Genomic DNA, 25,718 nt, shown 5'->3' on the forward strand with positions numbered 1-25,718 from the left:
GCCCGCTCGCGGCCCTTCAAAACGAGCGGTCGCCGCGCTTTAGCTTGCCTGGCCGCAGCGCTCGATCTCGTCGGCAATCTGCTCGAGCAGCGCCGGGTAGAGCGACTCACCCAGCGGCAGGCCGACGCCCAGCGGGTCGAGCACGCCGGTGGTCGTCGCGGTGTCGCCAAAGACGCTTTCGACGAGCTGGGCATTGAACTGCGGCTCGCTGAACACGCACTGAATGTTCTCTTCTCGCACCAGCGTCTGCAGCGCCTCGATGCGCGCCGGGCTCGGCGCGGAGGCGTCACCCAGCGAGATCGCCCCGGCAGCGGGTACGTCGAAGGCCTCCTCGAAGTACTGGTAGGCGTCGTGGAAGACGACGTAGCGGGTGTCGTGGTGCTCGGCCAGGCGCTGATCGAGGCGCGCCTCAAGCTCGACGAGCGCCTGTTGGCCCTGTTCGGCGTTGGCGCGGTAGTCGTCGGCGTTGTCCGGGTCGAGCTCGCTTAGCTGCTCGGCGATGGCACCCAGCCACTGGCGGGCGTTCTCGGGCGAGAGCCAGGCGTGGGGGTTGGTGCCCTCGTGGCTGTGCTCATGGCTGTGGCCATGGTCATGAGCGTGCTGGTTATCATGCTCGTGCTCGTGCTCGTGCTCGTGCTCGTGCTCATGGCCATGGTCATGAGAATGCTCTTGATCGTGTGAGTGTTCATGACCGTGTGAATGGCCGTGAGAATGATCGTGGCCGTCACTATCGCCGAGGGCGAAGGTGGCGCCGTCGCGGTACTCGAGGACCTGCGTGCCCGGGGCCTTCATCAGCTCGAGATGGCGCGCATCGGAGGCGAGGTTGTCGATCGGCCCTTCGAGCCAGGGGGTGAGGTCGTTGCTCACCCAGACCACCAGGTCGGCGTCGTCGAGCGCCTGGGCTTCCGAGGGGCGCAACGAGTAGCCGTGGGGCGAGGCGCCGGGCTGGATGAACAGCGAAGGCTCGCCGTGTTCACCCAGTACGGTGGCGACCAGCGACTGCACCGGGGGAATGTCTACCGCAACGCGGGGAGCGTCGGCGGCAGCGGCCAGAGGGAAGGCCACCAGTAGGGGCCAGGATAAACGCGTAGACGGCATGGTGTGCTCCAGAGAGTCATCGAGGGTTGGTTAGGTGACGGCCTTTTACCGACAGCGGCAGGAAAGGGTCGTCAAGACTTGATAGTCATGTTATAACATAACAATAATTGGCAAGACGATGCTACCGATGGAATTAGCCCCCACTACCCCGGACGAAGTGCTGGTGAGCGTTTCGCACCTGAGCGTGCGCTTCGGCGGCGAGTTCGTGCTCGAGAACATCGACCTGACGCTCTATCGCCACCAGGTACTCACGCTGATCGGCCCCAACGGGTCGGGCAAGTCGACGCTGGTCAAGACGCTGATCGGCGCGGTCAAGCCCGCCGCTGGCAGTGTGCGAGTCGGCGCAGGGCTGCGTATCGGCTACGTGCCCCAGCGCCTGCATCTCGACCCGACGCTGCCGATGACGGTCAAGCGCTTCATCAACCTGCCACACCGCCAGGACCCAGCGGCGGTCGAGCGCGCCCTCGACGAGGCCGGCGCCGGGCATCTTCTGCAGGCGACGATGAGCCACCTTTCCGGCGGCCAGTTCCAGCGCGTGCTCTTGGCGCGGGCGCTTCTGACCCGGCCGGACATTCTGATTCTGGATGAGGCTACCCAGGGGCTCGACCAGCGCGGCACGGCAGAGTTCTATCGCCGTATCGAGGCGGTGCGCCAAAGTTACGGCTGCGCCGTGCTGATGGTCAGCCACGACCTGAACGTGGTGATGCGCACCGCCGATCACGTCGTCTGCCTGAACCGTACCCTGTGCTGCGAAGGCAAACCCGAGCGCGTCGCCTCCTCGCCGGACTACCAGGCGCTGTTCGGCGAGATGCTGGCCGACGACCAGGGCGCCAACCCCCTGGCGCTTTACCGCCATCACCACGAGGAGCGCGCCAATGCTGGATGATTTCATGGTGCGCGCCACCCTCGCCGGCGTGCTGGTAGCGCTGGCTGCCGCCCCGCTTGGCTGCTTCGTCGTCTGGCGGCGCATGGCTTACTTTGGCGACGCCACCGCCCACGCGGCGATTCTCGGCGTGGCGCTGGCGCTGTTGATGAACATCTCGATCTTCGCCGGCGTGTTGATGGTGGCACTGCTCATGGCGGGCGGCGTGTCGATGCTCAGCGGGCGCGGCGTCGCCATGGATACGCTGCTCGGCGTTGCCGCCCACTCGGCGCTGGCGGTGGGGCTGGTGGCGGTGTCGTTTCTCTCCGGGGTGCGCATCGACCTCAACGCCTACCTGTTCGGCGACATTCTGGCCGTGGGTAGGAGTGATCTCTGGGTGATCGGCGGCGGCGCGGCGCTGGTGCTGGCGCTTCTGGGCTGGCGCTGGTCGTCGCTTCTGATGGCGACGATGAGCCGCGAGCTTGCCTACGCAAGCGGCATCGACCCACGCCGCGAACAGCTCATTTTGACCCTGGCGCTGGCCATGGTGGTGGCCGTGGCGCTCAAGGTCGTGGGCGTTTTGCTGATCACCGCGCTTCTGATCATTCCGGCGGCAGCGGCGCGCCCGTTTTGCCGCACCCCGGAGGCCATGGCAATCGGCGCCACCGGCGTGGCGCTCACGGCGGTGACCGGCGGCCTCAAAACCGCCTACCTGATGGATACGCCCACCGGTCCCACCATGGTGACGCTGGCCGCGGTGCTGTTTCTGCTGGCAACGCTTATAAGCCAGGGGGGTCGCCTGGCGCAGCGTTTGACGGCGCGGGCCTGACCCGCCCGACATTTTTCTCGACCCGTTTCTGGAGACCGCCATGACGCAACGACTCGCTCCTGCCGCGACGACCCTGTTTGGCCACGCCGCGCTCGATGACGACATCAGCGTGCTGCCGCGCATTTTTGAAGAGGCGATCAACCTGGCCGTGCTGACACGCCCGCTCCCGGCGGATATCGTGCTGAGCGCGCAGGCGCAGTGTCAGACCGACCGCGCCTGGCAGTTTAGTTGGCTGGGCGAGGTGGACGAGGCCTTCACCGCGGACCTTCGTCGCCACCTGCCGGCGCCCGAGGCCGGCGACGCGCTGATCGACGACGTCAGCACCATCGCCTCGGCCATCGCCTTTCTGTTCGAGACCGAAACCGTCGGTGTGCGCCTTCGCCTGCTCGATAGCGCCATGTGCCCGCGCTTTCACTGCGACAACCTGCCGGTGCGGCTGGTAAGCACCTACGTGGGGCCGGGCAGCGAGTGGCTGCCGGCGCACGCCGTCAACCGGGCCGGCCTCGGCGCGCCGCGCCCGGAGCGTCCGGACATCGTCACCGACCCGAGCGCCATTCAGACCATGGCGAACGGCGACATTGCCCTGATCAAGGGCAGCGGCTGGGTCGGGTGTGAAGAGCGGGCGCTGGTCCACCGCAGCCCGGCGCTGGCACCCGGCGAGAAGCGGCTGTTGATGACCATCGACCCGGCGTGATGTGAATGCGCACGCCTGTGCGATCTTGTTCTTTTTAAGAAGGGGCCTGCATGAACGACCAGCCCGTTGCGGCGCCGAGCGAGGCGCCGACGAAAGACGCCCTGCTTGCCATGGGCCAGCACGACTACATGAACGAGCGCCAGTTGGCGTTCTTTCGCCAGCGCCTGCAGGACGAGCGCGACGAGATCCAGGCGCGCCTGGCCGAGATAAGAGCGTCGATCGCCTCCCACGAGCGCGACAGCGACGAGGCCGACCAGGCCTCCTTCGAGGAGGAGCTTCGCCTCTCGCTGCGTCAGGCCGATCGTGAAAGCCGGCTGGTGAAGAACATCGACGCTGCCCTGAAGCGTATCGAAAATGGCGAGTACGGCTTCTGCGAGGAGACCGGCGAGCCCATCGGCATTGCCCGGCTGCTGTTTCGCCCCACCGCGCGGCTCTGCATCGAGGCGAAGGAGCGTCAGGAGCGCCAGGAAACCCATTTTCGCAAGACCCGATGGGAGTGAACGTCATGACGACACCGCCCTTGATTCCCGTCAATGTGCTCACCGGCTTTCTGGGCAGCGGCAAGACCACGCTGCTCAACCGCTGGGTGCGCCAGACCTCCATGGACAACACCCTGGTGGTGATCAACGAGTTCGGCGACATTGGCCTCGATCATCAGCTGATCACCCAAAGCGACGAGCAGGCCGTGATCGAGATGAGCAGCGGCTGTCTGTGCTGCACGCTGCGCGGCGATCTGGCCCGCACCCTGCGCGAGGCGCTCAACGATCTCGAAGCGCGGGGCAGGCCCGCCCCGACGCGCGTGGTGATCGAAACCACGGGGCTGGCGCTGCCTACCTCCATTTTGCAGCTGTTGATGACCGATGCCTGGCTTGCGCACCGCTTCAAGCTAGACAGCGTCGTGTGCTGCGTGGACGCGGTGAACGGGGACGCGACGTTGAGCGCCCATGAGGAGTCGCGCCAGCAGGTGGGGGTGGCGGATAAACTGCTGATCACCAAGACCGATCTCGCCGAGCAGGCGGGGGTATCCGGGCTTGCCAACCGGCTCGCCCGGCTCAACCCGACCGCCGAGCAGTGGCAGGTGGTCGATGGCAAGCTCTCCGCGAGCCTGCTGGTGGGCGCCGGGCTCCACGTCGACGGCGGCTATCAGGTCGATCAGTGGCTCAAGGCCGGGCGCTACACGGTCACCCCCGCCGCGCCCCACGCGGGCACCGCGATTTCCTTGAGCCCCGGCCCGGTAACGGCGCACCACTCAGCCGACCACCACGCCCACCAGAGCGACTCGATCCGCGCCTTCTGCTTCACCATCGAGGAGCGCATCGCCCCGGACACGCTTGAGAACTGGCTGGACATGCTGATGTCGCTGATGGGCGACAAGATGCTGCGCATCAAGGCGGTGGTGCACCTGACCGGCCGCGACGCGCCGCTGGCGATTCACGGCGTCCAGCAGATCTTCCACCCGCCCGCAGAGCTTCCTCTCGAGTGCGTTTCGGATCGCGTCTCGCGGTTCGTGTTCATCACCCAGCACATCGCGCCAGAGACGGTGGCCGAGATGTATCACTTCTTCAGCGTGTCGAAAGAGAGCGCTTAGAGCGCCGCGCTCAGTGCACGACCTCGGCGCGGGTGGTCTTGAAGCGTGCACGGTAGGCGGTGGGCGTGAGCGCGTAGCGCCTGGCGAACACCTTGCGCATCCGCTCGTCCGAGCTGAACCCGGCCCGCCAGGCGATGCTCTTCATGGGTAAGTCGGTATCCAGCAGCAGCGTCCTGGCGCGCTCGCAGCGCGCCTCTTCCAGCCAGTTCAAGGGCGTCATGTTGAACTCGGCCACGAAGGTGCGACTCAAGTGGCGCGGGCTCATGCCGGCTTTCGAGGCCATGTCCGCAAGCGTCAGCGGGGTGTCGAGGCGCTCGGTGATCCAGCGCTTGAGTTCGCGCATGCCGGGAGATCCGCTCATCTGGCTGGTCAGCGCGGTGCTGAACTGCGACTGCCCGCCCGGACGCTTGAGATACACTACCAGATCCCGCGCCACGTCCAGTGCCAGGTCGCGCCCGGCGTCCTGCTCGACGAAGGCCAGCGCTAGGTCGATCGCTGCGGTAACCCCGGCGCAGCTCCAGAAGTGGCCGTCCTGCACGAAGATCGCATCCGCATCCACCTCGAGCGCGGCGAAGCGCCGCTGCAAAAGCGGCGCGTAGTCCCAGTGGGTTGCGGCGCGTCGCCCGTCGAGCAGCCCCGCTTGGGCCAGAAAAAACGACCCCGTGCACAGCGCGGCAAAGCGCCGGGCCTCCTGGCCGCGCCGCTGGCACCACTGCACCAGCGCCGGTTCGCGCGCAAGCGCCTGTTCGATCTCCACGGCCCCGGCGATCATCACCGTCTCGAGCGGCGCGTTATCCGGCAGCGGGCCGCCGGCGTCCAGGCTGACCCCGGTATCCGACACGACGGGCCCTGGTACCGGGGCCACCAGTGACACCCGGTAGCGAAACGCCTCGCCGTGCGCCGCCAGGCGCTGGTTGGCGTAGCTGAACACGCTAAGCGGCCCCGCCGCCTCCATCAGCTTGAAGCCGGGGTAGATGACCAAGTGCACGTGCTGCTCGCCCGGCGCGTCGCTGGTCGCTGCTGCGCTGTTTGCTTCACCGCCCTGCATGGCGTCTCCTCCTGATGGGTTTTCCGCGTTTGTCGTTTGACGCTGTGCACGTCTCGATGGCGGTGCACGCTGTCCGGATTCGACCGGTCGTCCGGCTATGGCGCATTATAAATACGTTATAACATATCATTTTTGCATTGAGCAGGAGAGATGTCATGAAAACGCGCGCCGCCATTGCCTGGGAGCCCAACCGCCCGCTTGAGATCGAGGAGATCGACCTGGAGGGGCCAAAAGCGGGCGAGGTGCTGGTCCGTATCGTCACCACCAGCCTCTGCCACACCGACATGTTCACGCTCTCCGGCCGCGACCCGGAAGGGCTCTTTCCCGCCGTGCTCGGCCACGAAGGCGTGGGCGTGGTCGAAGAGGTAGGCCCCGGCGTTCTATCGGTGAAGCCCGGCGATCACGTGATCCCGCTCTACACCCCGGAAGATCCAAACTGCCCCTACATTCAGTCCGGCAAGACCAATCTCTGTCAGACCATTCGCGAGACCCAGGGGCGCGGGGTCATGCCCGACGGTACCTCGCGCTTCTCCTACAAGGGCAAGATGATTCACCACTACATGGGCACCAGCACCTTCAGCGAGTACACGGTGCTGCCGGAGATTGCGGTTGCCAAAATCGCCAAGGAGGCGCCGCTGGCCAAGGCGAGCGTCATGGGCTGTGCCGTGCCGACCGGCATGGGCGCGGTGCGCAACACCGCGAAGGTGACGCCCGGGGCGACCGTGGCGGTATTCGGCCTCGGGGCGGTCGGCATGGCCGTGATCCAGGGCGCGAAGATGGTCGGCGCCGGGCGCATCATCGGTATCGATACCAACCCCAACAAGTTCGCCCTGGCCCGTGACATGGGCGTGACCGAGTGCGTCAATCCGAAGGACTTCAGCCAGCCGATCCAGGAGGTGCTCGTCGAAATGACCAACGGTGGCGTCGACTTCTCGTTCGAGTGTATTGGCAACGTCAACGTCATGCGCGCCGCGCTGGAGTGCTGCCACAAGGGCTGGGGCGAGTGCACGGTGATCGGCGTGGCCGGCGCCGGCGAGGAGATTGCCACGCGGCCTTTCCAACTGGTGACCGGGCGCGTCTGGCGCGGCTCGGCGTTTGGCGGTGTGCTGGGCCGCAGCCAGCTCCCCGGAATGGTCGACGAGTGGCTGCGCGGCGACTTTGACGTCGACCCCTACATCACCCACAACATGACCCACGACCAGATCAACACCGCCTTCGATCTGCTGCACGCAGGCAAGTCGATCCGCTCAGTGATCCACTTCCAGCCCGGCGAGACCATGCAGCCGGAGGGGCTGGCGGGCAAGATCGTGCCGGCTAGCTGAGAATAGATTTGCCGCTCCTTAACTTAAGGGGCGGCTTTTTTCATCCGGGAGGATAGCGGGGGCCGCTGACTTTATAACAAGAGTGAGCCGATGACCTTCCTGAATTTATGAAGAGCCGAGCCCGACACGCTTTCTTGACCTGCCTCATGCTCTAGACACAAAAAAGCCGCTACCTTTCGGTAACGGCTTCTTTGATAAATATTGGTAGCGGGGACCGGATTTGAACCGATGACCTTCGGGTTATGAGCCCGACGAGCTACCAGACTGCTCCACCCCGCATCAACGTGGGGCGTATTCTACATAAGTTTTAGGCCAAGTCAATCATCGCGTGCGATAAATCGATACGCCGCGCGTGGATTCATCGTGCTGCAACATTGGGGGAGTAACGCTATGCTTTCCATGACGCAACGGGCTTTCTCAACTTCAAGGAAACCGGCTCGGTGCGCAGGAGCAGAAGATAACAACACGTGCGTGCCAAACGCTTTGCGGTGGCACCAACTCGAAGTGGCTTGCGCCACGTCTTGTGTGGCTCGGATGCAGGTCATTTGTCATTTCAGGGAGGTAAACAATGGCTAATCAACCCCAGGTGGCGTGGGTGACGGGTGGAACAGGTGGGATCGGCACGGCCATTTGCCGGTCGTTGGCCGAGGCGGGGTATTTGGTGGTCGCCGGTTATCGCAATCCGGAAAAGGCGAAAACGTGGCTCGAGAGCCAAAAAGCCGACGGCTTCGACAACATGGCGCTTTCCGGCGTCGATCTGTCGAACTACCAGGCGTGCCTGGACGGCGCCCAGGAAATTGCCGACACCCACGGACCGATCAGCGTGCTGGTCAACTGCGCCGGTATCACGCGCGACGGTACGCTCAAGAAGATGGCGCAAGAGCAGTGGAGCGAGGTAATCGATACCAACCTCAACAGCGTCTTCAACACCTGCCGTAGCGTGATCAACCCGATGCTTGAGCAGGGCTACGGGCGTATCATCAACATCTCTTCGATCAACGGGCGAAAGGGGCAGTTCGGCCAGGTCAACTACGCCGCGGCGAAGGCGGGCATGCACGGTTTGACCATGTCGTTGGCCCAGGAAACCGCTACCAAGGGCATCACGGTCAACACCGTGTCGCCGGGCTATATCGCCACCGACATGATCATGGAGATTCCCGAGAAGGTGCGCGAGGCGATTCGCGAAACCATCCCCATCAAGCGCTACGGCACGCCGGAAGAGATCGGCCGGCTGGTAGCATTTTTAGCCGATGAGCAGTCGGGCTTCATCACCGGCGCCAATATTGATATCAACGGCGGTCAGTTCATGGGCTGATACGCCCGACTTCAAGCGCCGAGCACACCGCTCGCACTCGCCGCCGGAACGCGGCGCAAAAGAAAGGAGGCCACAAGCCTCCTTTCTGGTTTCTCTCTTCTTGTTTCCAGTTCCTCGCTTGCTTCTTCTGATGCCTTTCTACCGCTGAGGACGCTCGGTTTCGATACGCCACGGTTGCGCTTTGGCCCTCAAGCGTGAGGCTGACGCGCAAGCCGGCTCAGCAGCGCGTCGAGCTCATTGACCTCCCGGTCCCAAACGTCAGCAGGCACCGGCCCCAGCGCCATGAGTGCGGCCAGCACGCTGTGCGTCTCTTCTGCCGGGCTGCGCTCACTACCCAGGCCGTCGTTCAAGCGTTCGACCTGAATGGCCAAGCGAAGCGGCTCGTCTTCGGGCTTGACGCTGCCGAGTGCCAGCAGCGAGAGGTGCACGCGAAGCCGTGCCACGCCCTCTTCGACGGTTTGACGACTCTGCTCCGGGGCGCTGATCGCTGCGCCTCTAGCGTCGTTGCGGCGCTGGTGCGCGTCCCAAAACGCCCCGGTCGGCGGAGTCGTGAGCACCTGCGCCGCCTCGACGGCGTCGTTTTGCTGCGCTTCAAAAGCGCGCTGGTCCGCGCTCAGGTGGGCTTGGGTCAGTGGCATGAGCGCGTGCCACTGCGCGACGGTATCGGCCACTTCTAAACGGCTCAACCGCTCGCGCCGGGCGCGCAGAATACCGCTCAGGCGGCGCTGCATGCCCTCGCTTCGCCGGTTGCGCGGCAGCGGTTCGAGCTGCTGGGCGCGCTGGATAAACGCCTCGAGCGCCTGGGCCTCGCGGGCGTTTTCCGGCTGCCAGGCGTCCATTTCGTCGATCAGGGCCTGCATGGCGTCGAGCTTTTGCTGCGAGCGCGCCGACTGTTCGCTCTTGTGCGCGTCGCGCTGGGCAAACAGCTGATCGCAGGCGCCGCGAAAGTGCTTCCAAAGCGTTTGCTCTTCGCCCTTGGGTGCCCGCCCCAACGTGCGCCACTGCTGCTGAAGCGCCTTGGCGCGGGTGATGCGCTCGTGAATAGGCCGCTCGGTGGCGTGCAGCAGCGCGTTGACCTCGTCGATCAGCGCGCGCTTTTGCGCGGCGATCTGCTCGGCGCGCTGGTCGATCAGCGCCTGCAGCCGATGGCGCACCTTGCCAAAGCGCCGGCCGACCGTTTCCGAGGCCTCCCGCGGGATCGGCGCGTATTCGCGCCACTGATGCCGGGCGCGATCGCGAATTTCGCGCAGCACGTCCGGGTCGGCGTTGTCGGCGGGCTGCTCGCACAGGGTTTCGAGCTGCTCGCAAAGCGCTTCACGCTGGCGCAGATTGGCCTGACGCGTCTGATCGAGGGTTTCCCGCCAGGGCGCCAGGCGTTCGTGAATGCGATCGGAGGCGGCGCGAAAGCGCGTCGACAGCGCTCGGCTGGCCGCGGCGTCGCCAAGCTCCTTCCACTCCTTCACCAGCTGGCGATGGCGACGGTCCAGCGCCGCATCCGCCATCGCCGGCGCCTCGGCCAGCGCCTCGATGCTCAAGGTGAGCTGCTCGCGCTTGGGCCCAGCGACGAAGCCGCGCCAGTCCCTGAGCTCCGCCAGCTGCGCGCCCAGGTGTTTCAAGCGCGCCTTGAGCGGTTTGGCTCTGGCGCTGTCCAGCGCGTCGATCGCGGGTTTGAGGCGCTGGTGGAGCCGGCTGGCGCTTTTAAACGCGCCGCGTTCGAGCATGTGCTCGAAACTGTCGAGCTCGGCGTCCAGCGCCTCCAGTGAAGGCGCTTGTTGCGTCTGTTCGCCCGCCGGCTGCTCCAGCGCCAGAAGTGCTAGGGCGCGCTGTAAAAGCGCCGGTCTTGCCAGGTCTTTGGGCCAGGCAATGCGTTGGACTTGCTCTTCGAGTGTCGCGGGGTCGTGGTCGGCGAGGCCTCGCTCGACGTCGGGCTGGTGCGTTTGCCAGCGCTGCCAGGCCTCCGTGACGCGCTCATAGGCGGCAAGTGCCTGGGTGTAGCGCGCCTGGGTCGTCTCCGGCGGTACGTGAAGATCCGACAGCGACTGCCAGCGCTGGCCCAGAAGCTGGCGCTGGGCGCGCAGGCTGTCGATGTCCTGAAGCGTAACGGCCTCGGCGTGGACGAGCCCGTTCAGCGTCTCCTCGAGCCCGGCGAGTAGCTGTTCGCGGGTCGCTTCGATCTCTTCGCGGCGCACCTGGCGCGCTTGGCGCGCCTGCTCCTGGGTTTCATGGTCGTTCAATGTTTTGCGCGCGCTAAGCAGCGCTTGGTGAAAGCGCTCTTCTTCGCGGGGGCCGGGCGGATGGTCGAGCTTTCGCCACTCGCGCTCCAGGTGGCGAAGGCGTCCGCCGTAAAGCGGCTCCCAGGGCGCGCGGGCGTGCTGCTCGAGTTTGTCGAGCAGCTCTTCGCGGCGCGTCGTTTGCTGATCGAACCACTCGTTGTCGTGACGCAGGCGCGAGAGCTTTTCGCGTGCCAGGCGCATGACGTTGCGATCGCGGCGCGCCTGTTTCAACAGCGTTTTCAAACTCGGCTCGCTGTCGAGGCGCTCGGCGGCGCGCTTTCGCACGCTCGCTACGCCGTTATTACAGGCCTGGTAGATGAGATCCTCATCATCAATGAGCCGGTTTAACGCGGTCAGGCGAAGGTCGAGGTTGTCGCCGCGCAGCGCGATCTCGTTGAGCAGCGCCGTGTTCGATAGCGAGTCGACCAGCCGGGTGCGCGTATAAAGGTCGGTTTGGCCTTCCCGGCCGGATAGGCGCTCGATCACGGCCTCGCGCCAGCCGGGCACGTTCTGGCGCTCGGGGAGCCGGCTGGTCAGCGTGTCGAGATCCCCAAGCGCCAGCAAGGCGGCCAGTTGAACGGTGTGGTCCGGGTCGTCGGCCAGCGTTTTCAGAGCATCGCGCTGGTCGGGCTGCTGCGGGTCCAGCGTTTCGAGGGCCTGGCGGCGAACCTCGGCGTTGGGGTGCTGCCACCGAGGCGCGAACAAGCGTCTTAACAGTCCGTGCATGAATCTTCCTGCAAGAGGTGCATCGCGTGAAAAAAATCAGCTATCGGTGCTTTGGTAGTTGCAGTCACCGTCGCTGTCGCTTAGCTTTGCCAGTGGCAATGTGCGCTGGCCGCAAAGGGTGGGCAAGCCGTTACATTCCCGGCGCGTACAAGCGCTAAGTTTATCTTACCTGAACATGACATGGAGTTCGGCCATGAGCCTCAACGCCGATAGTGCCGACAACGCCTTTACCTTTAAAGGCGGCATGCTGCCCATGACCGTCATGGAATTGAGCAGCGCCGACCCCGAGCAGATCAGGCGTCAACTGGCCGGCAAACTCTCCCAATCTCCCGCCTTCTTCCAGCATACACCGGTTGTACTGGGCGTGGAAAAACTCGATGAGCCGCACCTGGCGCTGGAGCGCATCTGCGCGGTGTGCCGCGATCACAAGCTTCTGCCGGTCGCGGTGCGCGGCGGCCCGGAGCCGGTGCGACAGTCGGCCTGGGCGTTGGGGCTTGGCTGGTTTGCGCCGGTCGAAGAAGGGCGCTCGCGGGCGCTTGAAAGCGTCGAGCGCACCGATGTCGCGCCCAGCGAGCGCGTCGATGAGACGCCACACGAGGCGGTCGCAGTCACCACGCGGCTTTTTCGCGGCACCGTGCGCTCGGGCCAGCAGGTCAGCGCCGCCGAGGGCGATCTGGTCGTGATCGGCGCGGTCAACGCCGGCGCCGAGGTGCTGGCGGCGGGCAGCATTCATGTTTATGGCGCGCTGCGAGGGCGAGCGCTGGCGGGCATTCACGGCAATACCCACGCCGGTATTTATTGTCGCGAGCTCGAAGCGGAGCTTTTGTCGGTGGCCGGCAACTACAAGCGCCTCGAGGATATCGACCCAAAACTTTTAGGGCTGGCCGCGCAGGTGCACTTCAGTGAAGAACAGCTCGAGATCAAACTACTGGCCTAGGGTGAGGCTGGTACGATTGACGTAGCGACGTGGCGGGCGCTTTTCGATAGAGTAGCGATACAGGCGACGTCACCGGATTGACACAGACATGTGCGTTGCGCGCGATGACGATAAAAAGAGACGCCGCGCGATTCAACGACCTCTGAAAGGATATAACTCTTGGCCAAAATTATCGTAGTGACCTCAGGTAAAGGGGGGGTCGGCAAAACCACCAGCGCGGCGGCGATTGCCACCGGGCTTGCGCTGCGCGGCAAAAAGACCGTCGTCATCGATTTCGACGTGGGCCTGCGTAACCTGGATTTGATCATGGGCTGCGAGCGGCGTGTGGTGTACGACCTGGTCAACGTCATCCAGGGCGAGGCGGCGCTCAACCAGGCGCTGATTCGCGACAAGCGCGTCGAGAACCTGTTCATCCTGCCGGCGTCTCAAACCCGCGACAAGGACGCGCTGACTCAGGAAGGCGTGGAAGAGATCCTCGAGCAGCTGCGCGGCGATTTCGACTTCGTGATCTGCGATTCGCCCGCCGGTATCGAACGCGGCGCGCAGCTTGCCATGTACTTCGCCGACGAAGCGGTGGTGGTGACCAACCCGGAAGTCTCCTCGGTGCGCGACTCCGATCGCATCCTCGGGCTTTTGGGTTCCAAGACTCGCCGCGCCGAGCAAAGCCAGGACCCGGTGCGCGAGCACCTGCTGATTACCCGCTACAACCCGTCGCGCGTTACCTCCGGCGACATGCTCACGCTGGAAGATATCCGCGAGATTCTCGCCATCAACCTGCTGGGGCTGATTCCGGAGTCCGAGGCGGTGCTGCGCGCCTCTAACCAGGGCGTGCCGGTCACCCACGACGGCGCCAGCGACGCGGGCCAGGCCTACGCCGACACCGTGTCGCGCCTGCTTGGTGAAGACGTGCCGCTGCGTTTTCACGAAGTTCAACGCAAGAGTCTTCTGGGCCGCATGTTTGGAGGAGGTCGGCGATGAAACTGCTCGAATTCCTGAAGCGCGAGCGCAAGAAATCCGCCTCGGTGGCCAAGGAGCGCTTGCAAATCATCGTGGCTCACCAGCGCAGCCAGCGCGGTCAGCCCGACTACATGCCGATGCTCGAGCGCGAGCTTTTGGAAGTGGTGCGCCGCTACGTCCACGTTGCCGACGACGCCATCCAGGTATCGCTCGACAGCGAAGACAACTGCTCGGTGCTCGAACTCAACGTGACCCTGCCGCGCGACTCGTGAAAGGCAGCGAGTGAGTCTTGAAGGGCACGTGGCGATGAGCGGGCGAGCGTAAGCCTGGAGAACGGCGGAACTTTTGTGTTCACCGCCGTTGTTGTAGGGTGGCGGGATACGTCCACGGGAGTATCCACACATGGCGCCAGCCAACGCCGCCCCTGCCAGTTTTCTTTGGCACGATTACGAAACCTTCGGCGCCGACCCGCGCCGCGACCGTCCGGCGCAGTTCGCTGCGCTCAGAACCGACGCCGACTTCAACGAAATCGGTGAGCCGGTCGAGATATACTGCAAGCCCAGTGACGACGCGCTACCACACCCGGCAGCGTGCCTGATCACCGGTATCACGCCGCAAAAGGCCCAGCGCCACGGCTTGGCCGAGGCCGAGTTCGCCGGCCGCATCCAGGCGCTGATGAGTGAACCCGGCACCTGCGTGGTGGGCTACAACAGCCTGCGCTTCGACGACGAAGTCTCGCGTCACCTGTTCTACCGTAACTTCCTCGACCCCTACGCCCGCGAGTGGCAAAACGGCAACTCCCGCTGGGATTTGATCGACGTGGTGCGCGCGTTTTACGCGCTGCGCCCGGCGGGGATCGAGTGGCCCAAGCGAGAAGACGGCGCGCCGAGTTTCAAACTCGAGGATTTGACCGCGGCCAACGGCATCGAGCACGCCGGCGCCCACGACGCCCTGGCGGACGTGCGCGCCACGATCGCTTTGGCGAGGCTTCTCAAGGTTCAAAATCCCAGGCTGTTTGACTACCTGCTCGGCCTTCGCGGCAAGCGCGCCGTGGCTGCTCAGCTCGATGTCGCCAGCGCCAAGCCGGTGCTGCACATCTCGCGGCGCTACCCGGCCAGTCGCGCCTGCAGTGCCTTGGTAATGCCGCTAGCAAAGCACCCTACCAACCCCAACGGCGTAATCGCGTTTGATTTGAGCGCCGACCCGAGCGCGCTTGTATCGCTCACCGTCGAGCAGATTCGCGAGCGTGTGTTCGTCAGCCACCAGGATCTGGCGGAAGGGGAGTCGCGCATTCCGCTCAAGGTGATCCACATCAACCGCTGCCCGGTGGTGTTTCCCGCTACCGCGCTAAAGGACGTCGAGGGGCCGAAAAAGGGCGAGTACGGCGACATCCAGGCGCGTTTGGGGATCGATGTCGACCAGTGTCGCGCGCACTGGAAAACGCTTCGCGATCAGGGCACGGTCATTGCCGAAAAGGTGGTCGGCGTGTTCAGCGCCGGCTTCGAGGAAGGTCCGCAGGACCCGGATCTAATGCTCTACTCGGGCAGCTTCTTCTCCGGGGCCGACCGCCAGCAGATGGAGTGGGTGCGCGAAACGCCGGCCTGGGATCTGGTCGGGGCGCGCTTTGCCTTTCAGGACCCGCGGCTCGAGGAGATGCTGTTTCGCTTTCGCGCGCGCAGCTACCCGGAAACCCTGGAAGGCGAGGAGCGCGAGCAGTGGGAGGCGTTTCGCTGGGCGCGGCTGAACGACCCGGCGGTGTCCGGTTTTACGCTCAAGGCCTTTGCCCGGGAGATCGAGCGCTACAACCAGCAGAGTTTGACCGACTACCAGCGCCAGATTCTCGAAGAGGTGGTGATGTTCGTCGAGGCGATGCTGCCCGCCCAGGCGTTCGACGCCTGAGCGGGCGCGGCTCAAACTAGCGCGCCGCGTCGTCTTGTGGGAAGGGGGCGAGCGTATCGCGATAGGCGGCCACGTCGCTGGGCGCGTCACCCGGGTCGAAGCGCACTTCCAGCACGTGGGCCATCAGCGACGGCCAGCTGTCGCGCACGTCATCAGCGCTGACCTGAAGCACCGCCTCGGCCATTTGCGCCTGGCGGTCGAAGCGCACCGGATCCAGGGCGGTCGCCTGCCAGTAGCGGTTGGCCATGCCGGAAAGGCTCGTGTCGCGCTGTTCGAGCCGGCGCGCCACGGCCTGGCGATGCGGCGCTAGCGCCTCGTCGTCGAGCGTTTGTAGTGCCTCCTCTGCCCCTTCCAAAAAGCGTTCGATGCGCGCGGCGATCTCGTCGCTGTCGACGTCCGCCGACTGCACCAGAAACGCGATGCCCGGCGCCTCGAGCAGCGGCGAGTAGCTGGCGTTGACGATATAGCCAAGCTGCTGCTCGGTACGCAGCGTCTGGTAGAAGTCGGTATCCAGCCACTGGGCGATCACTCTTAGCGTCGCCTGTTCGCGCTCGCTTTGATCGCGCCCCTGCACGTAGCGAAGCGCCAGCGACTCGTTGCGAGCGCTATCCGGGCTCAGCACCTCGTCACCTTCAGCGACCGCCAGCGGCGTCAGCTCGCCGATTTCATCGCGAGTCAGGCGCGGCGTCAGCGCGTTGCGAAGCGTCTCGGCCTCTTCCTGGGCCTGGGCCTCGGTCAGGTTGCCCACCGCCATGGCGTCGACGTAGAGCCCGCGTAAAAAACGCTGGCGGAAGTCTTCCAAATGGTGGAGGTTGAGGTGTTCGCTTGCCTCGAGTAGCGCTTGGCTTCCCCACTGCGGCGACAGCAGCGCCTCGCCCACCAGGCGGCTGGCCTGGCCGTAGAGCGATGCTTGCGGGGCGTTTTGCCACTCGCGGGTGAGCTGGCTGCGCACGCGCTCGAAGCTGTCTTCGGTGATCTGGGCGGTCTTGAGCTGCTCGATGGCCTGCTCGATGAACGGCGCTTGGCCGTCGCGCCAGCCGGAAAACGCCAGCGTCATGCCGCGAGCGTGGGGGTAAGCGCTGAAGGAGTGGCCGGCGAGCCAGGCCGGGTAAAGGGCGCTGCTGAGGCTATCGTTGAGCCAGCCCGACAGCAGCCGCGTCAGCACCGCTTCCTCGGCGGAGTAGCTCGCGCTTGGGTGCTGCAGGCTGACTCGCCACTCGACGCTTGGCGTATTGAAGCGGCTGTCCTGCATGTGCCAGGCGGTGAAGGCGGGCGTCTGCATCAGCACGCCAGGCGCCTCGTCTTGGCCCGGCTCCAGGCTCAGGTCACTGGCAATGAACGGGTTGGGCGGGGCAAGCGAGAGCCCGCTAAGCGCCTTGCCCGCGGTATCCGGCGTGTCGAGGCGCGCCCATTGGGTATCGAACCAGGGCGAGGCGGTGTCGCCCTCGACGCTTTGATCCGAATAGACGCGAATCATGTTCTCCGGCGTCAGCGCCTCCAGATACGTTTGCTGCGCCGCGCTGTCCATGCCGTCCATGCGGTAGGCGGCGTACTGGACGTCCTCTACCGGGTAGCGCGACAGGCTCATGGCCAGGCGCGTTGCCTCGCTTTGCGGGTCGCCGTGCTGCTGGAAGCGAAATGCCTGCTCAGCAAGGGCGGCCTGCTCGTCATAGCGCCAGGTATCGATACCTTCGCGGCGAATCTCGTCGATTGCGGCGAAGAGCGTGGCCTGCACGTCCTCCAGGCGCTCGGTACCGCGCTCGGTCAGGCTGATCGAGACCGTGAACAGCGCGTGCTCACCGTCGCCGCGCCCGACCCCGGCAGAAAGCCCCAGAGCGAGGCCCGCATCGCGCAGCACGGCGAGCAGGCTGCCGTCGCTTTCATCACCGAGCAGATGCGCGACCAGCTGTGCCGGCTTGGTGCGGTACTCGTCGATCGGGTCGGGTACGGGGAAGTAGAAGTTGACCCGGCGGCGATCCTCGAGCGACTGACGCTCAAGATACGTCGGGAGCTCATCGCTCAAGGCGAGCGGCGCGTCGATGGTCGGCGCCGAGAGGCCATGATCAGGAATGTCGGCAAAGCGCTCGGTCACCCACTCCTCAAGCGTATCCAGCGGCTGCGGGGCGACCAAGGCCAGGTTCATGACGTTGGCGTCGTAGTGCTGGTGGTAGAAATCGATGATGCGATCGCGCAGCGACGTTTCGCCTTCCGGAGGGCTTGCCAGCGTTTCGCGACTGCCCACGGCGAAGCCGGTGGTGGCGTTGTCCGGGTTCAGCACCTGGTCGAGCACGTCGTTTTCGCGGCGGGCGTCGTCGCGAATGCGCGCCATGTACTCGGAGTGGACGATGTTGCGCTCGCTTTCGAGCTGATCGGCGTTAAACAGCGGCGAGAGAAAGAACGCGCTGAAGCGGTCAAGCGCGCCGGGCAGCGCTTCGGGGTCGACATCGAAGAAGTAGTTGGTGTCCTGCTGCGAGGTGAAGGCGTTGTGCGAGCCGGCGTTATTGGCGATGTAGCTCTGGTAGGCGTCCGGCTCCGGGTAGGGCTCGGTGCCCAGAAACAGCATGTGTTCGAGAAAGTGGGCCAGGCCCAAAAGATCCTCCGGGTCCTGGGCGCTACCGACGCGTACGTTCATCGACGCCGCGGCCTTGTCGGCGTCCGGGTCGCTCACCAGTAGCGCCTGCAGGCCGTTGTCCAGGGTCAGTACCCGGTAGTCGCGGGCATCGAAGGGGCTGGTGGTCGGCGTGGTGACCTTTGCCACCTGAGGTGGCTCGGCCCAGATCACCGGCGCGTACAGGCACGTGCCGAGCAGCGCGCCGGTCAGCGCGTCACGCAGGGAGACGCGGGAAAAAGGATCGCTTGATAACATTGAAACTCCGTTGTCGGGATACGGCTAAGGGGCGTTCCACCGCAGCATGGGTCCCTGCGGGTGGGCGCAGGCAGCCGACTGATTGGCGGGACTGTTGACATGTTTTGATACCGGAAATGCGCCCAACAGTTCCAGCGGCGCCGGGGTCATCATCGTCTGAAGCGTCTCCGGCGGGCTGTCGGGGTCGAGCCAGGTCGCCAGTTGGGAAGCGTCGATAACCAGCGGCAGGCGGTCGGTCAGCGACGATAGGCACACATTGGCGGGCACGGTGATCAGCGCGGTGGAGTCGGTAAAGGCGGTGAGCGTGGTGTGGTAGCGACACCACAGCGCGCCGAGCAACAGCGGCGCGCGGTCGGTAGCGGTGACCAGATACGGCTGCTTGCCGCCGGGGCGCTGTTGCCACACGTAAAAACCGGTGACGGGAATGACGCAGCGCCGGGCGTTGAAGGCTTCCTCGAACATCGGCCGGTCGCCGAGCGACTCCGCCCGGGCGCAGTGCGGGGCGTGGTCGAGCACCTTGAGCCAGGGCGGCGTCAGCCCCCAGAACAGCGGCTCGTGACGGTAAACGCCTTGAACCAAGCGGATGGCCGAAATCGGCTGGCGCGGGGCCAGATTGGGCGAGGTAATGAACGCGTCGTGCTGATCAAGCGATGGCACCATGCGCGAAAGCGAAAGGCGCTGCACGTGTAGGCGTCCCGTCATGCCGGTCTCCTTGTCACCCGGGGTAAAACTTATACGAAAAGGCGACAAGAATACGCTTAAAGTCGCCTTATAGTATCGAAAACAGTGTTCGATGTGGGGTATCCTGTCCTATATTAACCCTTCCTCAAACTCAAGTGCGCTGAGGCTTTCGCCTTTTTGCCCGACTTCAAGAGACCGCCATGGCCCGTCCCAGACAGCACGCGCCCGACACCCTTAATGCGCAGGTCATGCAGGCCTGCGATGAGTGGTTGGCCACGCGGCCGGTGCACGGCCTATCGCTGCGTGCGCTGGCCCGAGAGGTGGGATGTGCGCCGAGTACGCTGCTCAAGCTTTACGGCAGCTTTAACAATTTGCTTCAGCACGTCAACGTCGAGACCCTGGCGCGGTTACAGCAAACCATCGAAAGCCTTGCCGAGGACGAGCCCGAGCCCTGGCTTCGCGCGCTGGCCCACGCCTATTGGCGCTTCGCCGAGCAGGGTTGTTACCGCTGGCAGCTGTTGTTCGACTACCCCTTGGCCGAAGAGGGCGAGCTCGACCAGCGCCAGAGCGATCTGATCGAAGCGCTCTTTACCCAGGTGGAGTCGTCGCTCACCCGCTATCAGCCGGCGCTGGACGACCAGGAGGCGCGGCGGCTCGGGCGCACTCTGTGGGGCAGCGTGCACGGGCTAGTGCAGCTTGGCCTGAACGAGCGGCTGGGCTACTGGCAGGGCCAGCAGCTCAAGGTCGACGAGCTGCTCGACCAGCTGATGAGTACGGTGCTGGCCGGGCTTCGCGCTCAGGGGAGTGGCGTTCAAGGGCAGGGTGCATGAAGCGACTGGTCAAGCCGGTGCGCTTTGTGCTGCGCCACGCCATCTATATCGCCATGCGCGCAAGCTATCGGCTGCGTATTCACGGCCGCGAGCACCTGCCCGCCAGGGGCGCGGCGCTGGTGGTGTGCAATCACGTAAGCTTCATGGATGCGCTGGTGCTGGGCGGCGCAAGCCCACGGCCGCTGCGCTTCGTCATGGATCAGCCGATCTATGACTCACCCTGGCTCAAGTGGTGGTTTTTGCTGGTGGGCGCGATTCCAGTCGAGTCCGAACGGCGCACCCCGGCGGGTCTCAGACGCACGCTGGGAAAGATAAGCGAGGCGTTGCGCGACGGCGAGGTCGTGATGATTTTCCCCGAAGGGCGGCTGACGCCGGACGGCGAGGTTCAGGCGTTTCGTCGCGGGCTCGAGACGATGCTGTCGCGGGATAACGTGCCGGTCGTGCCCGCCGGGCTTGCCGGGCTGTGGGGCTCCTGGGCGTCGCGCTGCGATGGCCCCGCCTTCAAAAAGTGGCCGAGGCGTTTTCGCGCGCGGGTACAGGTCACCTTCGGCCCGCCGATCATGGCGCACGAAGCCCAGGAGACCGCGCTTCGCCACTACCTGCAGGCGCGAGTCGTGGCGCTAAAGGCCGCCGGCGAGCAGGATATCGCCCGGCGTGAGCACGCCGGCGACAAGAAACTTCAGCAGCGAAAGTAGTACTGGAAAGCCGTATCGGTGGGAGCCTAACGCCGCTGCAGGCGTATCAGCGGCCAGCAGCGCGCCGAGGTAATCAGGTTGTCGCGAATCTCCAGAATCTCCATGCGCGTACTGCCAATCTGTAGCGACGCAGGCCCTTCCGGAAACGCCTCCAGGTGCTCGAGAATCAGCCCGTTGAGCGTCTTGGGACCATCGGTGGGCAACTGCCAGCCGAGCATCTTGTTGATCTCGCGAATGTTGGCGGTGCCTTCGATCACGTGGCTGCCGTCGTCCTGCTGGTGAATCTCCTCATCCTCAGAGACATCGGTGGTGAACTCGCCGACGATCTCCTCGAGAATGTCTTCCAGCGTCACGAGCCCTTCCACATCGCCGTACTCGTCGACCACGATGCCGATGCGCCGCTTCTGCTTTTGAAAGTTCAGAAGCTGGGTGTGAAGCGGCGTCGATTCCGGAATGAAGTAGGGCTCGCGCGCCTCCTGCACCACCGCCGCCTTGGTCACTTCCTCTTTGGAGAGAAAGCGCGCGGCGTTGCGCAGGTGCAGCATGCCGATGATGTTGTTGATATCGCCCTTGTAGACGGGAAGCCTTGTATGCTGGCTGGTGCGAATCTGGGCGAGAATCTCCTCCAGCGAGTCGTCGAGATCGATGCCCAGCACTTCGTGGCGCGGCACCATGATGTCGTTCACCGTGACGTTCTCGAGATCGAGAATCGACAGGAGCATGGCGCGGTGGCGATAGGGAATGAGCGTGCCCGCCTCATGGACCACGGTGCGCAGCTCGTCGCGAGTCAGGCTGTCGCCGCCGTTTTCAACGCTCTTGACGCCCACTAGCCGTAAAAGCCCGTTTGATACCGCGTTGACCAGCCACACCAGCGGATAGAGAAGCTTTAACAGCGGCTCCAGCGCCATCGAGGAGGGGTAGGCGATGCGCTCGGGTTTGATCGCCGCGTAGGTTTTGGGCGTCACCTCGGAGAAAATCAAAATGGTGATGGTCAAAAGCGCGGTGGAAATTGCCGGGCCCGAGACGTCGCCGAAGAAGTGAATGGCGATGATGGTGGCGATCGAGGCGGCCAGGTTGTTGACGAAGTTGTTACCGATCAGGATGACGCCGATCAGCCGGTCCGGGCGAGTCAGAAGGCGCATGACCCGCTTGGCGCGGCGGTCGCCGCTGCCGGCCTGGTGGCTGAGCCGATAGCGGTTGATCGACATCATGCCCGTTTCAGAACTCGAGAAGAAGGCGGATAGCAGTATCAGTATGGCTAAAAGGCCAAACAGTAATCCCAATGGGAAATCGTCGCTCAAGTCGAATGTTCCTTTGTGGCGTATCAAACTCGTTGTAAAAGGATGGGGGGTGGCTGTCAAGCGCACCCCCGTCGGCACTAGCGCGCGAGAATGATTTCCAGCACGAATTTACTGCCAAAATAGGCCAGTACCAGCAGCAGGCAGCCGCCCAGCGTCCAGCGCACGGCGCGCATGCCGCGCCAGCCAAAGCGGTGGCGCCCGATTAAAAGGGTCGTGAAGATCACCCAGGCCGCGATCGACAGCACCGTTTTGTGCATCAGGTGCTGGGCGAAGAAGTTGTCCAGAAAGATCAGGCCGCTGGCGATCGACAGCGTCAAGAGCAGCACGCCAGCCCAGATCAGCTCGAAAAGCACGCGCTCCATGGTGGTCAGCGGCGGCAGCGACTGAACGATACCGCGAATGTGATGATGCCGGAGCGCCTGGTTTTGAAGCCCGACCAGCACCGCCTGCACCGCGGCGATGGCGAGTACCGCAAACGCCAGCGCCGAGCTTGCCGCGTGGAGCAAAATGCCCGGCGTTAGCCCGGTGTGGCTGCCCTGGTTGGGTAGCCAGGTGGCGAAGATCAGCGCCACCCCGGCCAGTGGAAACAGTGCAATACTGGCGTTCAATACCGGCTTGAAGAGACTGGCAATCAGCACCACGTTTACCGCTACCGCCATCAACAGCGTGACGCTGGTGGTAAAGCCTGGCAAAAGCCCCGGGGTTTCCCCCAGCAGCATCACCACCACGGGGATGTGCAGCAATAGCCCGATAGCGCCCAGAAGGCGCACCATGCCCCGGCGCGGCGGCACGCGGCGAACCAGCGTCATGCCCTGCCAGGTGGCCGCGGCAATATAGAGTACGAAAGCGATGGTCGCGAAAGGCAGCGCCTGCATGATGCTATCCGTGCGCATGTCGCGCATAAGTGATGATGAAACGACGCGATAACGTGGTCGTGAACGTGGTCGAAAACATAGTCATGAGCAATGGTCACGAGCGACCAAGGAGCCTAGAGACTAGCGTCTACTATAACCAATCGTAAAGCGTCGCACAGCAGCGCAAGGCGAAGAGCCATAGAGACTCGCGCGCTGAGCGCGTATAATCGAGCCAACACACGTCCGGCGGCGTCTACGCCCGGCGACAGCGATAAAGGCAGAGGCCCCATGTTCCAGAATTTGAGCGAGCGTCTTTCCCAGACGCTGAAGTCGATCAAGGGTCAGGCGCGCCTGACCGATGACAACATCAAGGAGACGCTTCGCGAGGTGCGCAAGGCGCTGCTCGAGGCGGACGTGGCGCTCCCCGTCGTAAAGGCGTTCATCGAGCGCGTGCGCGAGCGCGCCGTCGGCCAGGAAGTCTCCAAAAGCCTTTCGCCGGGTCAGCAGTTCGTCAAGATCGTCCAGCAGGAGCTCGAGGCGATCATGGGCGAGGCCAACGAAGGCCTGTCGCTCAAGGGCTCGCCGTCGGTCGTGCTGATGGCCGGTTTGCAGGGCGCGGGTAAAACCACCTCGGTGGCCAAGCTCGCCCGCTATCTGCGCGAGCGCGAGAAGAAGAAGGTGCTGGTGGTGTCGGCGGACGTTTACCGCCCGGCGGCGATCGATCAGCTCGAAACGCTGGCCAAAGAGGTCGAGGTCGACTTCTTCCCGTCGAGCTCTGATCAAAAGCCGGTCGATATCGCCAACGCCGCGATCAAGCACGCCAAAATCCAGTTCCACGATGTGGTGCTGGTGGATACCGCCGGTCGCCTGGCCATCGACGAAGCGATGATGGCGGAGATCCAGGCGCTGCACAAAGCGATCACGCCGAGCGAGACGCTGTTCGTCGTCGACGCCATGACTGGTCAGGACGCGGTCAACACCGCCAAGGCGTTCCACGAAGCGCTGCCGCTGACCGGCGTGATCCTGACCAAGGCTGACGGCGACGCCCGCGGCGGTGCGGCGCTGTCCGTGCGCCACATCACCGGCAAGCCGATCAAGTTCATGGGTGTAGGCGAGAAGGTCGACGCCCTGGAGCCGTTCCACCCGGACCGCGTCGCCTCGCGCATCCTCGGCATGGGCGACATGCTCTCGCTGATCGAGGAAGCCGAGCGCACCGTCGACAAGGACAAGGCCGCCCAGCTTGCCAAGAAGGTGAAAAAGGGCGACGGCTTCGATCTCGAGGACTTCCGTGAACAGCTCCAGCAGCTCAAGAAGATGGGCGGCATGGGCGGGCTTCTCGGCAAGCTTCCCGGCATGGGCCAAATGGCCGAAATGGCCCAGGGCCCGGGGCCGGAAAAGGAGATGGGCAAGCTCGAAGCGCTGATCAACTCCATGACGCCGAAAGAGCGCCGCTCGCCGGACATCATCAACGGCTCGCGCAAGCGCCGCATCGCCGCCGGGGCGGGGCTGGACGTGCCGGCGCTGAACCGTCTGCTCAAACAGCACAAGCAGATGCAGAAGATGATGAAGAAAGCCGGCAAGAAGGGCGGCATGCAAAAGATGATGCGCGGCATGTCCGGCATGATGGGCGGCGGTGGCCCGAGCGGGCCCGGCGGCCCCGGTGGTATGGGCGGCATGGGCGGCCCCGGCGGCATGCCCTGGCGCTAGGCAAAAAACGTGGAACGTGAAAGCCTGACCCGATTGACGCCCTAGGAGTTTTCTGGCTGTCAGGCTTTCCAAGCAGGCCGCATTTGCGTAGAATGCGGCCTCTTCATGCGTGGGTGTTGGCAAGCGGGGCGTCGAATGCGCCGTTTGAACCTGTGGCCTGGGCGTGAAAAAAGGTACAAAACGGCCTGCAGGCGGTATCGCCAGGCGCGCTGTATCGCGGAAGTTGTACCGGCAAATGTACCGGAAAACAGCATGATGAGTGTTCTGATGGCGATGTCGCCATGCTCCACTCTCGTAACCTCAACCGAAGGATAGTTATCGTATGGTTACCATTCGTTTGGCCCGTGGTGGCGCCAAGAAGCGTCCCTTTTACCATCTCACCGTCACCGACTCGCGTAACGCCCGTGATGGCCGTTTCATCGAGCGTATCGGCTTCTTCAACCCGGTAGCCCGTGGTCAGGAAGAGCGTCTGCGCGTCGATCTGGACCGCGTCGTGCATTGGCAGAGCCAGGGCGCACAGCTCTCTGGTCGCGTTGCCGAGCTGGTAAAAGAAGCACGCAAGCAGGCGTAAGTCTGAACGTTCGTCGATGACGAACACTGGATGCGGATCGTAGGATGGCGGTTTTGTGGTAATGCACTGTAGGAGCACGGGCCAATGACGCGTTTAGACGCCGGCCAGACAGACGAGCACGTGGTGCTCGGCAAGCTGACCAGCCCCCACGGGGTGAAGGGTTGGCTCAAGGTATACTCCTACACAAGTCCTATCGACAGTATCCTGCAGTACCCGGATTGGTGGGTTCGCCAAGGGGATACCCTGACGCGGATGCCGGTCATTCAGGGTCGCCAGCAAGGCAAGGCGCTGGTGGTGCAGCTTGAGGGTGTCAACGACCGAACGGCCGCCGAAGCGCTGGCCCAGGCCGAGATCCTGCTGCCCAAGAGCGTGCTGCCGACACTGGCTGATGATGAGTACTACTGGCACGAGCTCGAAGGTTTGAACGTCTTTACTCGGTCAGGTGAGCGCTTGGGGCAGATCAGCTATCTGTTCGAAACCGGCGCCAACGATGTCATCGTCGTCCGCGGCGATAGCGAGGCCATCGATAAGCGCGAGCGGCTGCTGCCGTATCTGCCCGATGACGTGGTGCTCGATATCGACCTCGTCGAAGGCCGGATGGTCGTCGACTGGGACAGCGAATTTTGAGCGATCAAACGCCTCAAGACGCGCCCTTTGAAAGCGAA

General features: G+C 64.3%; 23 protein-coding genes and 1 tRNA gene. 16 read left to right on the forward strand and 8 right to left on the reverse strand.

From position 1 onward, the window contains the following. Window positions 1-39: 39 nt before the first annotated feature. Window positions 40-1,098: a zinc ABC transporter substrate-binding protein gene (locus MQW23_RS17175; RefSeq protein WP_252109445.1), complete on the reverse strand. Its 1,059-nt coding sequence runs from the start codon at window positions 1,096-1,098 to the stop codon at window positions 40-42. Window positions 1,099-1,225: 127 nt separating this feature from the next. Here MQW23_RS17175 and MQW23_RS17180 point away from each other — a divergent pair, with 127 nt between their 5' ends. Genes MQW23_RS17180 through MQW23_RS17200 form a run of 5 tightly spaced genes read left to right on the forward strand, consistent with a single transcriptional unit; the run spans window position 1,226 to window position 5,071 of the window. Beyond that, complete coding sequence (locus MQW23_RS17180) at window positions 1,226-1,984, forward strand: metal ABC transporter ATP-binding protein (protein ID WP_252109446.1); 759 nt, start codon at window positions 1,226-1,228, stop codon at window positions 1,982-1,984. Then, complete coding sequence (locus tag MQW23_RS17185; protein ID WP_252109447.1) at window positions 1,974-2,789, forward strand: metal ABC transporter permease; 816 nt, start codon at window positions 1,974-1,976, stop codon at window positions 2,787-2,789. Before MQW23_RS17180 ends, MQW23_RS17185 begins: the two co-directional genes overlap by 11 nt. A 40-nt stretch (window positions 2,790-2,829) precedes the next feature. Further along, window positions 2,830-3,483 (forward strand): DUF1826 domain-containing protein, encoded by a 654-nt coding sequence (locus MQW23_RS17190; RefSeq protein WP_252109448.1) that lies wholly within the window; start codon window positions 2,830-2,832, stop codon window positions 3,481-3,483. 50 nt (window positions 3,484-3,533) lie between these two features. Beyond that, a complete protein-coding gene (gene dksA / locus MQW23_RS17195; RefSeq protein WP_252109449.1) occupies window positions 3,534-3,983 on the forward strand; it encodes an RNA polymerase-binding protein DksA in 450 nt (149 codons plus the stop codon). A 5-nt stretch (window positions 3,984-3,988) separates the two neighbouring features. Further along, window positions 3,989-5,071 (forward strand): CobW family GTP-binding protein, encoded by a 1,083-nt coding sequence (locus MQW23_RS17200; protein WP_252109450.1) that lies wholly within the window; start codon window positions 3,989-3,991, stop codon window positions 5,069-5,071. Between the two features lie 10 nt (window positions 5,072-5,081). Here MQW23_RS17200 and MQW23_RS17205 read toward each other — a convergent pair whose 3' ends face one another. Continuing rightward, window positions 5,082-6,119: a GlxA family transcriptional regulator gene (locus MQW23_RS17205; protein ID WP_252109451.1), complete on the reverse strand. Its 1,038-nt coding sequence runs from the start codon at window positions 6,117-6,119 to the stop codon at window positions 5,082-5,084. A 155-nt stretch (window positions 6,120-6,274) separates the two neighbouring features. Between MQW23_RS17205 and MQW23_RS17210 the strand changes: the two genes are divergently transcribed. Further along, window positions 6,275-7,441 (forward strand): S-(hydroxymethyl)glutathione dehydrogenase/class III alcohol dehydrogenase, encoded by a 1,167-nt coding sequence (locus MQW23_RS17210; RefSeq protein WP_252109452.1) that lies wholly within the window; start codon window positions 6,275-6,277, stop codon window positions 7,439-7,441. Window positions 7,442-7,643: 202 nt separating this feature from the next. Here MQW23_RS17210 and MQW23_RS17215 read toward each other — a convergent pair. Further along, window positions 7,644-7,720: transfer RNA gene (locus tag MQW23_RS17215), tRNA-Met, on the reverse strand. 289 nt (window positions 7,721-8,009) lie between these two features. Between MQW23_RS17215 and phbB the strand changes: the two genes are divergently transcribed. Next, window positions 8,010-8,756, forward strand: coding sequence for an acetoacetyl-CoA reductase (phbB, locus tag MQW23_RS17220; RefSeq protein ID WP_252109453.1), 747 nt, complete (start codon window positions 8,010-8,012; stop codon window positions 8,754-8,756). Between the two features lie 188 nt (window positions 8,757-8,944). Here the strand turns inward: phbB and MQW23_RS17225 are convergent, their stop codons facing one another. Further along, complete coding sequence (locus MQW23_RS17225; protein ID WP_252109454.1) at window positions 8,945-11,755, reverse strand: DUF349 domain-containing protein; 2,811 nt, start codon at window positions 11,753-11,755, stop codon at window positions 8,945-8,947. 193 nt (window positions 11,756-11,948) lie between these two features. On the opposite strand from MQW23_RS17225, the gene minC reads away from it, so the two are divergent. From minC to sbcB, 4 genes are all read left to right on the forward strand, one after another. Continuing rightward, window positions 11,949-12,692: a septum site-determining protein MinC gene (minC, locus tag MQW23_RS17230; RefSeq protein ID WP_252109455.1), complete on the forward strand. Its 744-nt coding sequence runs from the start codon at window positions 11,949-11,951 to the stop codon at window positions 12,690-12,692. 159 nt (window positions 12,693-12,851) lie between these two features. Continuing rightward, a complete protein-coding gene (gene minD / locus MQW23_RS17235) occupies window positions 12,852-13,670 on the forward strand; it encodes a septum site-determining protein MinD (RefSeq protein WP_252109456.1) in 819 nt (272 codons plus the stop codon). Beyond that, window positions 13,667-13,921 (forward strand): cell division topological specificity factor MinE, encoded by a 255-nt coding sequence (minE, locus tag MQW23_RS17240; protein ID WP_252109457.1) that lies wholly within the window; start codon window positions 13,667-13,669, stop codon window positions 13,919-13,921. The genes minD and minE overlap by 4 nt, the downstream gene beginning before the upstream one ends. A gap of 130 nt (window positions 13,922-14,051) precedes the next feature. After that, entirely contained in the window at window positions 14,052-15,548 is a 1,497-nt protein-coding gene (gene sbcB, locus MQW23_RS17245; RefSeq protein WP_252109458.1) for an exodeoxyribonuclease I, read from the forward strand. Between the two features lie 16 nt (window positions 15,549-15,564). On the opposite strand, the gene MQW23_RS17250 is transcribed toward sbcB, so the two are convergent. Both MQW23_RS17250 and MQW23_RS17255 read right to left on the reverse strand, forming a co-directional pair. After that, window positions 15,565-18,414, reverse strand: coding sequence for an insulinase family protein (locus MQW23_RS17250; RefSeq protein ID WP_252109459.1), 2,850 nt, complete (start codon window positions 18,412-18,414; stop codon window positions 15,565-15,567). Window positions 18,415-18,438: 24 nt separating this feature from the next. Beyond that, window positions 18,439-19,116, reverse strand: a complete 678-nt coding sequence (locus MQW23_RS17255) for an SOS response-associated peptidase (protein WP_252109460.1) — start codon at window positions 19,114-19,116, stop codon at window positions 18,439-18,441. 179 nt (window positions 19,117-19,295) lie between these two features. Between MQW23_RS17255 and MQW23_RS17260 the strand changes: the two genes are divergently transcribed. Beyond that, window positions 19,296-19,925, forward strand: a complete 630-nt coding sequence (locus tag MQW23_RS17260) for a TetR/AcrR family transcriptional regulator (RefSeq protein WP_252109461.1) — start codon at window positions 19,296-19,298, stop codon at window positions 19,923-19,925. Continuing rightward, complete coding sequence (locus MQW23_RS17265; protein WP_252109462.1) at window positions 19,922-20,620, forward strand: 1-acyl-sn-glycerol-3-phosphate acyltransferase; 699 nt, start codon at window positions 19,922-19,924, stop codon at window positions 20,618-20,620. Before MQW23_RS17260 ends, MQW23_RS17265 begins: the two co-directional genes overlap by 4 nt. 26 nt (window positions 20,621-20,646) lie before the next feature. Here the strand turns inward: MQW23_RS17265 and MQW23_RS17270 are convergent, their stop codons facing one another. Both MQW23_RS17270 and MQW23_RS17275 read right to left on the reverse strand, forming a co-directional pair. Next, on the reverse strand, window positions 20,647-21,921 hold the full coding sequence (locus tag MQW23_RS17270) for an HlyC/CorC family transporter (RefSeq protein WP_252109463.1): 1,275 nt from the start codon (window positions 21,919-21,921) through the stop codon (window positions 20,647-20,649). A gap of 77 nt (window positions 21,922-21,998) precedes the next feature. Next, window positions 21,999-22,796, reverse strand: a complete 798-nt coding sequence (locus MQW23_RS17275; protein WP_252109464.1) for a cytochrome C assembly family protein — start codon at window positions 22,794-22,796, stop codon at window positions 21,999-22,001. Between the two features lie 267 nt (window positions 22,797-23,063). On the opposite strand from MQW23_RS17275, the gene ffh reads away from it, so the two are divergent. From ffh to rimM, 3 genes are all read left to right on the forward strand, one after another. Beyond that, complete coding sequence (gene ffh / locus MQW23_RS17280) at window positions 23,064-24,482, forward strand: signal recognition particle protein (RefSeq protein ID WP_252109465.1); 1,419 nt, start codon at window positions 23,064-23,066, stop codon at window positions 24,480-24,482. 322 nt (window positions 24,483-24,804) lie between these two features. Beyond that, a complete protein-coding gene (gene rpsP, locus MQW23_RS17285; RefSeq protein ID WP_007111767.1) occupies window positions 24,805-25,053 on the forward strand; it encodes a 30S ribosomal protein S16 in 249 nt (82 codons plus the stop codon). Window positions 25,054-25,137: 84 nt separating this feature from the next. After that, window positions 25,138-25,680 carry a ribosome maturation factor RimM gene (rimM, locus tag MQW23_RS17290; protein WP_252109466.1) on the forward strand — a complete coding sequence of 181 codons (543 nt, stop codon included), beginning with the start codon at window positions 25,138-25,140 and terminating at the stop codon, window positions 25,678-25,680. The last annotated feature ends 38 nt before the right edge of the window (window positions 25,681-25,718 follow it).

The sequence above is a fragment of the Halomonas sp. S3-1-1 genome, assembly GCF_023757625.1.
Lineage (GTDB): Bacteria > Pseudomonadota > Gammaproteobacteria > Pseudomonadales > Halomonadaceae > Vreelandella.